A 12,318-nucleotide genomic window follows, 5' to 3' on the forward strand; every position below is an offset into this window, starting at 1 on the left:
AATGCTTAAAGGTCATCAATCCTGGATTTTTGAATCTAAACCTGCAATATTATCCTCTGCTGCTGTTGGAGGTCCTTTTGAAGCTGAAGGCGCATTAGCTGATGATTTTGATATTCTTCATGAAGATTTATGGCTAGGTCAAGATAGCTATGAAAAAGCGGAAAAAACTCTACTTGAGCACGCTTGTCAAAGAGCAATACAAAAATCAAAGGTAAAAAAAGAAGATATTAACTTCTTTTTAAGTGGAGATTTAATGAATCAAATAATTTCTAGCAGTTTTGCTGCAAGAACATTAGGAATACCATACTTAGGCATATTTGGTGCCTGTTCAAGTTCTATGGAAGGATTATCTTTAGCTGCACAATTAATTGATAGTAAAGCTGCTAAATATGTTTTAGCCTCTGCATGCAGTCATAATGCAGCCGCTGAAAAACAATTTAGATATCCTACTGATTATGGTGTGCAAAAGCCACCTACTGCTCAATGGACAGTAACTGGAGCTGGTGCAGTATTGCTCGGAAGACATGGAGGTGGACCTAAAGTCACTTCTGCAACCATAGGAAAAGTAATAGATATGGGAATTTCTGATCCTTTTAATGTAGGAGCAGCTATGGCTCCCTGTGCAGTAGATACCATTGAAGCTCATTTTAGAGATTTGAATATTGATGCTTCCTATTATGATCTTATTGCTACAGGTGATTTAGGAAAGGTAGGACACGAACTAGCTAATGCATTATTTGATAAACATGGTATAGCTATGCCACAACATATATTTACAGATTGTGGGCTTTTAATTTATAAAAAAGACCAGCCAGCTTTTTCTGGTGGAAGTGGTTGTGGCTGCTCTGCCACTGTAACTTATGGTCATTTTCTTAATCGAATGAGAAAAGGAGAATTAAAAAAAATTTTAGTTGTTGCAACAGGTGCTTTAATGTCTCCTATTTCTTTTCAACAAAAAGAAAGTATACCTTGCGTTGCTCATGCTGTTTCAATCGAAATGTAAAAGGACGGTGTAAGTTATTTATGGAAAAATTTATTTTTGCATTTGTAATAGGTGGCTTAATTTGTGTTATAGGTCAACTTATAATGGATACACTTAAGATTACTCCTGCTCATACAACTTGCACACTAGTTGTAATTGGAGCTATACTTGGTGGCTTTGGACTTTATGATCCTTTAGTCAAATTTGCTGGTGCAGGTGCATTTATTCCTATAAGCAGTTTTGGAAATACTCTTGTAACAGCTGCTTTAGCTGACGCCCAGGAAACTGGCTTTATTGGTATATTCACAGGTGTTTTAAAGACAGTAAGTGCTGGTGTCTCTGCTGCAATAGTATTTGGTTTTATGTCTGCAATGATATTTAAACCTAAAGGCTGATTTCAAATTAACAATTTAAACAGATGATAAAATCACTTCGTGATTATAGATATCCAACTTAATAATCAAACTTATAAATGGAATCTGTATACACTCTTGAGAAATTAAAATTACAACACTACACTAGAAATATGATACATTTTTTTCTGGAGCAGGCATGTGAAATTGAGCTGTTGAAGGTTCTTAATGGGGGCTTGTTTCATTTACAGCTTGTATAAAAGTGAATGTCCAAATTTTATATTTGGAAACATGAACTTTCTCCTTGGGGATTTTACATCTGGAACACGCTGTAATGACGACAAGCCGACATTTAGAACCTTCCAGCGAAAATTTCACTAGTCCTGCGGAAGATAAATATATCATATTTCGGTAATTGTTGCATAAATCTAAGACTTACATGTGTATCTATATTTGAAAGGAGGTGATAATTATGACAGTTGGAACTCAAATGCAAAAAGCAATTGCTGGAATTCAAAGTGCAGCTGCTACAATGAAAACTTTCTCTTTAGAGACTGAAGACCAACAGGCAAAACAAGATTTCAAAATGATTGCAGAACAACTTGATTGTTCATTAGAACTTTTAAAAGGTAGACAAAAATATATTGAAGAACAAGAACCTCAATATAAATCTTAATTAATATTAAATCCCCTACATCACAATAATTTAATGTGATGCAAGGGATTTAATTTTTTATTCTTCTTCACTTAATAACTTGCTAAACTGTCTGAGCCCATATATAATTTTTTCAACTTCTTCTTTATCTGTCTTCTTTATTGCATTAGATATAAATTCTCCAATAAATCTTTTCTTTATTAAACATATATCATTGTTATTTTTAAATTCTTCAGAAATTGATAACTTTACAATTCTACGATTATTCTCGGGCACTTCTCTATTTACCACACCCTGTCTAGCTAGACGATCCACTATTCCTGAAACCGTGCTTTTGGTTAAATTCATATGTTCACTTAATTCATTTAGTGTTATTGAAGGCATTTTATACAAATGAAATATAACACCTAACTGTTGCGGTGTATAACCATATTCCTTTGCAATTTTTTCATATTTACAACTAACTGATCTTTTTATACTCTTAAATATTTCAATTATTTCATCTGCTTCTTTTTGAGCTCTTTCATCATTTGTATCAGGTAAATCTTCTTTTAAATTCATTATTTTCACCTTCCTACTTTAAATTTTAGAGTCTTTTAGTTCTCATAAAGAAAGTTAAGATCAAAGCAGCTATTACTGCTACAACTGTTACCATAACTGCATATTCCATTCCATCTAAAGTTGCTTGACCTTTTATAATTTGAACCAAATAAGATGATGCTGAAACTTTAGCCATGCTCTGTGACATACCAGAATGCATGTATTTTTGTATCAGCGAACTTAACATATCATTTGTTGCTTTATTATAAACATTTATTTGTTCTGCTAATTTAGCATAATTATAATCACTTCTGCTTTGCATTATTGTAGACATTATAGTTACAGCTAATGCACCTGCTACTTGCCTAATGGTATTATTAAGAGCTGACGCTCTTGAAACTAGTTCTGTTTTTACAGCATTCATCCCTGCTGTACTAATTGGCATCATAGCAAGACCTAGTCCGATTGATCTAATACAGGTAACTAGTATTATATATTCTTTACTTGTATTCATATTTATAGTATGTGCAAGTTCATAAGAACTAATACCCAATATTGTGAGTCCAGGTATTACAAGAGGTTTTGCACCCATCTTATCAAACATTTTCCCACTTATAGGCATTAAAATTCCCATTACTAAGGCAGAAGGTAACATAATTATTCCTGTCTCTATAGCAGTATATCCTCTTATATTTTGCAAAAACATTGGTAATATATATGAAGACCCCATAAGTGCTAAAGTTAAGACACTAGTTATAATTAGACTTATACTAAAATCAAACAACTTCAGAACTCGCAAATCTAATAGCGGATTTGGATGTGTAAGCTCATTTACTACAAATAATATAAGACTCAATATTCCAAGTGTCATTAACATTGGATTTTCCAGCTTGCTCCAGTCGATTGAAGAACCTTCCCCAAGCACATATAATACACTTACTAGTCCAATTGTACAAGATAAAAATCCTATTATATCAAAGGATTTAATAGGCTTTCTTTTCGAATCCTTTAATAAAATTCCTGCCATTATTACTCCAACTACCCCTATAGGAACATTTACATTAAAAATCATTCTCCAATCCATCTTTTCAATAATAAAACCTCCAAGTGTTGGTCCTATAGCAGGCGCAGCCATAGCTGCTATTCCCCAATAGCCAAGGGCAAGTCCTATTTTTTCTCTAGGGAACAAGCTATATATTATGGACATTCCTACGGGCATTATCATACCACCGCCAAGGGCTTGAAGTACACGAAAGGCTATCATAGTTCCACCACTCCATGCAAAACCACACAATAATGACCCTATTGAAAACATTCCTAACGCAAACATATATATTTTTTTAGATCCAAAAGTATCCTGAAGAAATCCTGTCAATGGGATAATAGCACCAAGTGTCAAGGAATAAGCCGTTATAATCCATTTAGCATCATCTAAAGGCATTCCAAAAACAGACATCATCTTAGGAAGAGCAATATTAACTATACTACTATCTAGTATAGACATGAAAGTACCTATTACAACTACACCTAATGCTAACCAGCTATTTAATAAACCTTTATTATTCTCTTCCATATTACCACCCCATTACTTAACATGGATCTTAACAACTGCATTAGTTCCTGGAAGAATTTTATTATTAAAATCATCAAGTTCAATTTTTACTGATATTCTTTGAACTACTTTTGTAAATGTCCCACTTGTTGATGATGGTAATAAGGATAAAGCTGAATTTGCAACTTCTCCAATAGATTTAACTTTTCCTGTAAACTTTTGCGAATCATATTGATCGATAGTAATTTCAACAGGTTGGCCAACTTTCACTTTTCCAAGTTTTGTTTCCTCAATATCTGCGGTAACATATAGTTTACTAGGATCTATTAATGTAATTACACTTTGACCAGCTGATATAAGCTCTCCAACAGTTCCTTGTTTTTTTATAACCACACCATCGATTGGTGATCTCATCAAAGATTGTTCAACATTAGTATCTGCAAGACCATTTACATCTTGACGTGCCAATATTTCATTTTTAGATACTGTATCACCTTCTGCTACATTAAGTTCTAACAATTTTCCTGTAATTTGAGGCGTCACGCTAACTAAATCAGCACTAACTCTTGCGTCATCAGTCGAAACATAATATGTATTTTCATACCAGTAATAGAATACTATACCACTTAATGCTATCACAATTGTTGCTAAAATTCCAATAATTAATAATTTACGTTTTTCCTTCATCTTAACTCACCTCTTCTCTTATTCCTTTAATCCAACTTCTGCTAACATTCCAGGTTTTAACTCTGATTTTGGATCTGTTAACGCTACTTTAACTAAAACATTTCTACTTTGAGAATTTATTTTAGTATTAATCACTGTTATTTTTCCTTCAAATTCTGTATCTTCAACTTCTGCCACTTTAACAACAACATCTTGACCTTCTTTAAGTTTGCCCACAATATCTAATGGAGCATAAGCATTTACATATAAAGCATCTGCATTAGATATTGACGCTAAAGTTACCCCTGGTGAAGCCATTTCACCAACATTAATACTCTTAGCATTTACTACTCCTGAAATTGGAGAAGCAATAACTCCATTACTTAAGGCCGTTTGTGCAGTTTTTAAAGCTGCTTCCGCTTGTTCAACTTGAGCTTTATAAACATCAATGCTTGTTTCTGTTGCACCTTTTTTAAGCATATTTAATTGCTCATCGGCTGATTTTTTTTGTGCTTCTGCTGCGACAAGCTGTTGATGAGCAGCTTCTAATTGTTGCTGAGTATTTGCTCCTGAATCAACTAAAGCTTTTGTACGTTCATAATTTTTATTTGCAACCTCATAACTTTCAGTTGCACTATCTAGGGACGCTTGAGCTTGAGCAATTTGTTCAGGACGTGTACTATTCATTGCATTAGCTAAATTAGCCTTTGCAGTATTTACTGCTGCTTGAGCTTGATCAACTTGTGCTTGTAAATCTTTTGTATCTAATTTTATTACAGCATCTCCTTGATTTACCTTTGAACCAATGTCAACTAATACCTCTGATACTCTTGCAGAAATTTTTGATGCTATATTAACCTCATCATTGGAATCAATTTTTCCTGCCATCATGTATTTATTTTTAGCTTGCTTTGTTGCAGTATCAACAGCTTGTACATTGCCGTTTCCGTTTCCATTGCTAACTGAACCGCATCCGCTTAGCATCATTGCCGTAACTAAACAAAGTAACATTATTTTTTTCATATTAATCCTCCTTATGCGAATGTTTCTTATACTTATTGTTCGTATGCTGACATTTATTATATACTTAATATTTTATTAATTCAATACTAAAATTATAAAAAAATAAAAAGTAACCATTCACCATTCATCTTTTCCATAGATTTCATCAACCTCTCAAGTTTCTGAAATCTGAAATCATATAATTACTTGCAATATAAAAAATAGGCAGAATTACTACCTATTTTTTTGAAATATTTATACTTATCTTTCTTATAAGTTTTAAAAGTTCTTCTCTTTCTTCAAAAGTATCTAAAGCCAGTATTATTGTTCCATAAACTTCATCTTCAAATTTCATATGTTCATCTTGAACTTTCCTTCCCTTTTCAGTAAGTTCTAGTTTATAGGATCTCCTATCTCTATCACTAATAGCTCTAACAATAAAATTGCGCTTCTCAAGTCTATCAATTATACTAGTTAACGTACTTTTAGGAAGCCTTAACGTATCTACAATATCCTTTATTATAACATCTTCTTTCTCAGAAATAATTCTAATAACACTTATTTCAGTTGTACTTAACTCTTGAAGATTTTCATATTTTTTCTCTATCTCATTATATTTAGGTTCTGTAAGCATAACGTGCCATAACTTATTTAATTCATCTATTTGTTTTTTGCATTCTTTATCCATATTTTCACTCCAAAGCTTATATAATCTTACCCTACTATTTTAGCATTAATTGCAAAGCTCTTCCAATTAATCATTTTAAAATCACTTGGTTCAAAACCACATCTTAATAACATTTCTTCTATTTCTTTTTTAGAATAGATTCTATAATCACCATTATTAGATAATTTACAAAATATATTTAATATTTGTCTTATCATTATTGGACATGTTGGATCCCCAATAATTAATGTTCCATTTTTCTTTAATACTCTTTTCATTTCAAGTAAAACCTTTTCGGGGTTTGGATAATGATGAAATGATGCATTACACACAATCACATCAAAAGTATCGTCATTCCAAGGGATATATTCTGCATCTCCAACTTTTAACTCTGCTCTATCTCCAACATTTTTCTTTGCTATTTCAATCATATTTTCTGAAAGATCCAATCCACTTAAAACAATTTCTTTATTCTCTTTAAGTCTCTTAAGTACATTCCCAGTTCCACATCCAAGATCTAATACTCTCTTTGGTTTTTCACTGATAATCCTACTAATAATTTCTCCATACATTGGCGCAACAAACTTTCCATCGTCACTTTCATCATAAATTTCAGCGTGTTTATTGAAATTATTCTTTGAATTTTCTTTAAAAATATTTTTACTGCTTGCCATACAAATTCCCCCTTAAGTAATACTATATTAGTATAGTACGTACTTCGCACTATACTAATATAGTATTACTTTTATTCCAAATAGTCAATTATTTTATCTTTTAGGAAATATTAAATTTTTAATCCAATTAAATATAATCTCTTCTTTAACACTAAAAAGATTTGCATAGTGTATTAACCTAATATATGATTAGAATGAATTAAATTTTTTACAAAGGAGTGTTTAAATGAGTGATAAAAATAAAATCAAAATAACCAAGGAACAACGTGAAGATATGATTACTTCTATTAAAGAGTATTTTTCAACTGAAAGAGAAGAAGAAATAGGCGATTTAGCTTCAAGCAAAATTTTAGATTTTATTATAGATGAGCTAGCAATAGAATTTTATAACCAAGGCGTCTATGATTCTTATAAATATATGACTAGAAGTATAGATGATTTGCTATCAATTCAAAAGTACTAATTTAAAATAAGAATAAAGTGACCACGCAACGCTTTAATTCACAATTTGAGGTGTAATATTGTTCCTAATTAGTTCCATAAATACTTCAGGAGTTGTTATTCTTACCTTCGGATTTTCTTTTAGCTTATTTATAACTGTTTCTACATTATTAAGATCTTTGCTCCACACATGAATATAAACAAAAGTATACGCTTCTGAAGTATGTATATTAGTTTCACCAGACTTGACTCTAGCATTTATTTTATTTACAAGTTCGTCTTCATCTTCAATAGAATTCCAAAGTAGATCTCTACAGGAGACTATTGGTTTATTGTTTGACCATATAATTTTCCCGCCGAAATTATCATGCCTTGTATAATCAAGATAAAATAAACCTTGAATATTAGATTTTTCAGTGAATCTATTCCAAATTTCAGTATTGTAAAAAGCATAATCATCTATAACCTCAAGATATTTTTCATCTACTATTTTCATATACTCATTTAAAGTATTAATGTATTCACTTAATTTCTTAATATCAAATTTACTTGGATACATATAACCATTTCCTGAAGGTGGCACAATAAAATTATTATAGGTCTTCTCATTGCTTATACTCTTATAATATATATTAAAGACCGTTGGCGCTAAATAATATAAGGCTGGAGTCATTGACCACCCTAAAGAAAGTTTGTCTCTATTTGTATTGCCAAACCATTTGGTAGAACTATAGTTATTTCCAAGATTCCATTGTAGATTATCGCCATCAGACATAATAAAAGTCACATAATGAACATCTTCTTCTTTAGGTGTTCCTAATGGATATTTTTTCAAACTTCTTGATGTTGGAAAAGAGCTTAAAGTAGTTAAATTATAGGCCCAATCTGCTGCAACTACACTAACGCCATGCTTAGATGCTACACTTACATTAATAAACTCATCAGGCCCCCACCCTAAACAAGTAAAACCTTTATCCATTGAAGAAAATACCTTATCTCTAAGCACTGTTTTGTTTATACTATCTTCATAAAATATTAATGACTTGCTCATTATTGCATAATCTCTTAAAGCAGCATCTTTGTCAGGTGAAAGTTCTATTACCGTTAAATGATTTAATCCTTTATTCCACAGATTATCATAAGCCCAGCTTTCACCTGTATTCCTGCAATCTTCTTTAAATCCTATGCCCATTTTCTTTACTTTAGCTTCTATACTTTCTTCAATCACTATAGCTTTATTTAAAGATGCAAAAGTACAAGCATTGTTAATAGATGGGTCTTTGGGTGACTTATTGCTATAAAGTACATATCCATCTATATAATCCTTGTAAATCTCTACTAGCTGCCAGGGATCCGATATTATTTTGCACTGGATATTATTGTTTTTTTTCAAATCGTTCAACCATATTTTATAATCTGGTTCTGAAGAAGTTAAAGTATATATTTGAAAAGAACAATGGTTATTTACCAACCCTTGAAGGCTGGCAACCATTGTTCTTTCACTTGATGACATAGAATCTAATGAGATAACATAAAGAAAATTTGGAATGATTTTATTTCTTATATAAGGAGAATTTATCCTTGGTACTTTAAAAGCTTGAAACATCACTCCATTATCTGTAGTAGATATCGTCTTCCACTCGCTCCATTTTTTATTAAATGAATTAGCATTTTCTTTGCAGTAATCATAAAATTTCTTCAAAAAATCCATTCTTTCCTTATTTTGAAAAGATTTAATATTTTCTTCATTAAAAGCTGCCAATGCCATATGTCTATTAATTATGTCTTCTATACCAATCTCTTTACAATTTTTAGTCATATCGTACATAATCATAAAAGTCGTAGTTCTTCCAACTCCTGCTTTGCAATGAAAGTGCAGCCATGAATTATCTCCTTGATTCTTTACAAAGTCTATAAAATAATCAACCATTTCATCTGAAGGTATTCCACCATCTCTAATTGGTATTCTTTTATATGATACAGAATTTGACTTAACAATGTCCTTTTCATCTTCAACTTTTGCAACTATTACTGTTTCTTTAGGTTTATTATCAAAAGTAATTGGTGCTCCAATCTTAATACTCTTAAGCTTACTAGCCTCATCTTCTAATACCTGTTCCCTAGTTAATCCTTCATTTGCATTATTTTTTGAATTTGCCCAGCTTACTGGCAATCCATTGATAAAGCCGTGAGATTCTTGTCTTAAATCTATATCTGTTATAGGCATGGAGGTTCCAATTGATTTTATTAATGTGGGAAGATTAAATTCTGAAAACTGCTGACTTCCAGAAATATTTAATTTATCTAAACCTTTTAAATTTATATTTTTATTATCTTTTATACTTGTTAAATCCGATGTCTTACGAAATTCCTTTGGAATAGTCTCTCCTTCAGTTGATGTATCTAAAACAAGATGTGCAATATTCTCTTCTACACTTTGAGCTTCAACATTTTTTTTCACCATAAAAGATGAAATAGTAGTCATAAACATTACTAATATAACGAGTAGCTTTAATTTTCTATACAATCATATCCTCTTCTTTCGTATTAAATTACAATTCTACATACTTTAATTTAGCATTTATACTCATTAGCATTTAAAATAAACTCTATAATATTTTTTGCAACATTCAAATTATTATACACTCAAATTTATTAAATGAATTATTCACCCTTCATCTATGATAACCCTATATTTAATCAGAATCTCAAGTTTCTGAAATCCTATAATTTCCTGTACAAGAAAAATAGAGCTATCAATAACGGATTTTTACCATTAAGATAGCTCTTTAAATATTAGTTTATATCTCAAAGATTATAGATATCCAAATTAATAATCAAACTTATAAATGGAATATACATGCATCATTGAGAAATTATAGTCGTAACACTACACTAGAAATTAGATACATTTTTCTGGAAGCAGGCATGTGAAATTGAGCTGATGAAAGTTATTAGTGGAAGGTTGTTCCACTTTCTGCTTGTCATAAATTTACTTTAGGAACATGCAGAAGTGGGTGCAACCTTCCACTTAGAACCTTCCAGCGAAAATTTCACTAGTCCTGTGGAAGATAAATGGATCTGATTTCGGTAATTGTTGCATAAGTCTAATTCTCGCTTTTTATATCTTTATCTTCCTAATTTAATTACTTATTAAATGCTTTATCATAGTCAGCCAAGAACTTTTCAATACCAGCATCTGTAAGTGGATGTTTTATCATTTGTACTATTACACTATAAGGGATTGTAGCAATATTAGCTCCAGCCTTAGCGCAATCTAATACATGAATTGGATTTCTAACACTTGCTGCAATTATTTCTGTTTCTATTCCATGAACTGCAAAAACATCTGCAATATCTTCAATTAATATCATACCAGTACTTCCAATATCATCTAATCTACCTAAAAATGGACTTACATATGTAGCTCCTGCTCTTGCTGCAAGCAAAGCTTGAACTGCTGAAAAAATAAGAGTTACATTTGTTTTTATTCCTTCTTTATGAAGAATACTTACAGTCTTCAAACCTTCTTCACACATTGGAATTTTTACTACCATATTTTTATGAATTTTAGCTATTTCACGAGCTTCAACCACCATTTCTTCACTTTTCATAGAAATAACTTCTCCACTTATAGGACCATCTACTATACTGGTAATCTCATTAATTACTTCTTTAAAATCTCTACCTTCTTTTGCAATAAGTGATGGATTAGTTGTAACACCACAAATTACTCCTAAATCATTAGCTTTTTTAATCTCTTCAATATTTGCTGTATCTACGAACATTTTCATTAATAATCACGCTCCCTAAATATCTAATGCACTTGCTTGTACACCTCTTGATTTTTTCTATTTCTTCAATATAGCATTAACTTCTTCTATAATAGCTTTACTTGTTAATTTATATTTTTCCATCAACTCATTTGGAGTCCCTGACTCTCCAAAGGTATCTTTTATCCCAATCATCTTTATAATAGTAGGACATTCACTGCATACAACTTGTGAAACCATAGCTCCAAGTCCTCCTATTATTGAATGTTCTTCTGCTGTGACTATACCTTTAGTTTCTTTAGCAGCTTTAATTATTAAAGCTCTATCTATTGGCTTTATTGTTGAAATATTTATAACCCTTGCACTAATTCCTTGAGTTTCTAATTCCTTTGAAGCATCAATAGCTTTTTGAACCATCATTCCCGTTGCAATTATTACTATATCATTACCATCTCTTATTTGGACTCCTTTACCTATTTCAAACTTATACGTATCATCAAAGATATCTTCAGTATTGCATCTTCCAAATCTCAAGTAAACAGGACCTTCAAATTCTGCTGCTGCTTTTGTTGCTGCCATTGCTTCTCTATGATCTGCTGGAACAATTACAGTCATATTTGGTAGTGAATTCATTAAAGCAATATCTTCAACTGATTCATGAGATCCACCATCTTCACCAACAGTTATTCCCGCATGAGTTGCTGCTATTTTTACATTCATTTTAGGATAACAAATTGAATTTCTTATTATTTCAAAAGCTCTTCCTGTTGCAAATACAGCAAAGGTACTTGCAAAAGGTATATTCCCAACATTAGCAAACCCTGCTGCCATACCCATTAGATTTTGTTCAGCAATTCCTGAATTAAAAAATCTATCTTTAAATTCTGATTTAAAACCATTTGTTTTAGTTGATTTAGAAAGGTCAGCATCTAATACAACAACTTTTTCATTTTCACGTCCTAGTTCAACTAAAGCCATACCATATGATTCTCTTGTAGCTTTTCCCATTTAAT

At 31.4% G+C, this 12,318-nt stretch carries 13 protein-coding genes; 4 read left to right on the plus strand and 9 right to left on the minus strand.

The features are described from left to right. The first annotated feature begins 1 nt into the window (after position 1). The 3 genes from spoVAD to CSPA_RS21045 all read left to right on the plus strand — a co-directional run bounded on the left by spoVAD (position 2) and on the right by CSPA_RS21045 (position 2,011). A complete protein-coding gene (spoVAD, locus tag CSPA_RS21035) occupies positions 2 to 1,003 on the plus strand; it encodes a stage V sporulation protein AD (RefSeq protein WP_015394397.1) in 1,002 nt (333 codons plus the stop codon). A 20-nt stretch (positions 1,004 to 1,023) separates the two neighbouring features. Continuing rightward, positions 1,024 to 1,377, plus strand: a complete 354-nt coding sequence (gene spoVAE, locus CSPA_RS21040) for a stage V sporulation protein AE (RefSeq protein WP_015394398.1) — start codon at positions 1,024 to 1,026, stop codon at positions 1,375 to 1,377. Between the two features lie 430 nt (positions 1,378 to 1,807). Further along, positions 1,808 to 2,011 carry a DUF1657 domain-containing protein gene (locus tag CSPA_RS21045; protein WP_015394399.1) on the plus strand — a complete coding sequence of 68 codons (204 nt, stop codon included), beginning with the start codon at positions 1,808 to 1,810 and terminating at the stop codon, positions 2,009 to 2,011. A gap of 57 nt (positions 2,012 to 2,068) precedes the next feature. On the opposite strand, the gene CSPA_RS21050 is transcribed toward CSPA_RS21045, so the two are convergent. The 6 genes from CSPA_RS21050 to CSPA_RS21075 form a co-directional block, all read right to left on the minus strand. After that, the gene (locus CSPA_RS21050) at positions 2,069 to 2,551 is read right to left on the minus strand and encodes a MarR family winged helix-turn-helix transcriptional regulator (RefSeq protein WP_015394400.1); all 483 of its coding nucleotides are present in this window, start codon (positions 2,549 to 2,551) and stop codon (positions 2,069 to 2,071) included. Between the two features lie 25 nt (positions 2,552 to 2,576). Beyond that, positions 2,577 to 4,103, minus strand: a complete 1,527-nt coding sequence (locus tag CSPA_RS21055; protein ID WP_015394401.1) for a DHA2 family efflux MFS transporter permease subunit — start codon at positions 4,101 to 4,103, stop codon at positions 2,577 to 2,579. Between the two features lie 12 nt (positions 4,104 to 4,115). Next, the gene (locus CSPA_RS21060; RefSeq protein ID WP_015394402.1) at positions 4,116 to 4,769 is read right to left on the minus strand and encodes an HlyD family secretion protein; all 654 of its coding nucleotides are present in this window, start codon (positions 4,767 to 4,769) and stop codon (positions 4,116 to 4,118) included. 18 nt (positions 4,770 to 4,787) lie between these two features. Continuing rightward, positions 4,788 to 5,771 (minus strand): HlyD family secretion protein, encoded by a 984-nt coding sequence (locus CSPA_RS21065; RefSeq protein ID WP_015394403.1) that lies wholly within the window; start codon positions 5,769 to 5,771, stop codon positions 4,788 to 4,790. A 217-nt stretch (positions 5,772 to 5,988) separates the two neighbouring features. Beyond that, entirely contained in the window at positions 5,989 to 6,438 is a 450-nt protein-coding gene (locus CSPA_RS21070; protein ID WP_015394404.1) for a MarR family winged helix-turn-helix transcriptional regulator, read from the minus strand. Positions 6,439 to 6,464: 26 nt separating this feature from the next. Further along, entirely contained in the window at positions 6,465 to 7,091 is a 627-nt protein-coding gene (locus tag CSPA_RS21075; protein ID WP_015394405.1) for a class I SAM-dependent methyltransferase, read from the minus strand. A 226-nt stretch (positions 7,092 to 7,317) separates the two neighbouring features. Here CSPA_RS21075 and CSPA_RS21080 point away from each other — a divergent pair, with 226 nt between their 5' ends. Continuing rightward, the gene (locus tag CSPA_RS21080) at positions 7,318 to 7,554 is read left to right on the plus strand and encodes a DUF2164 domain-containing protein (protein ID WP_015394406.1); all 237 of its coding nucleotides are present in this window, start codon (positions 7,318 to 7,320) and stop codon (positions 7,552 to 7,554) included. 33 nt (positions 7,555 to 7,587) lie between these two features. Here CSPA_RS21080 and CSPA_RS21085 read toward each other — a convergent pair whose 3' ends face one another. From CSPA_RS21085 to CSPA_RS21095, 3 genes are all read right to left on the minus strand, one after another. Continuing rightward, positions 7,588 to 10,023 (minus strand): GxGYxYP domain-containing protein, encoded by a 2,436-nt coding sequence (locus tag CSPA_RS21085; protein WP_390624467.1) that lies wholly within the window; start codon positions 10,021 to 10,023, stop codon positions 7,588 to 7,590. Between the two features lie 655 nt (positions 10,024 to 10,678). After that, on the minus strand, positions 10,679 to 11,326 hold the full coding sequence (gene fsa, locus CSPA_RS21090) for a fructose-6-phosphate aldolase (RefSeq protein ID WP_015394408.1): 648 nt from the start codon (positions 11,324 to 11,326) through the stop codon (positions 10,679 to 10,681). A gap of 57 nt (positions 11,327 to 11,383) precedes the next feature. Continuing rightward, the gene (locus CSPA_RS21095; protein WP_015394409.1) at positions 11,384 to 12,313 is read right to left on the minus strand and encodes a transketolase family protein; all 930 of its coding nucleotides are present in this window, start codon (positions 12,311 to 12,313) and stop codon (positions 11,384 to 11,386) included. Between the last annotated feature and the right edge of the window lie 5 nt (positions 12,314 to 12,318).

Origin of the sequence: Clostridium saccharoperbutylacetonicum N1-4(HMT), assembly GCF_000340885.1 — a bacterium.
GTDB lineage: Bacteria > Bacillota > Clostridia > Clostridiales > Clostridiaceae > Clostridium > Clostridium saccharoperbutylacetonicum.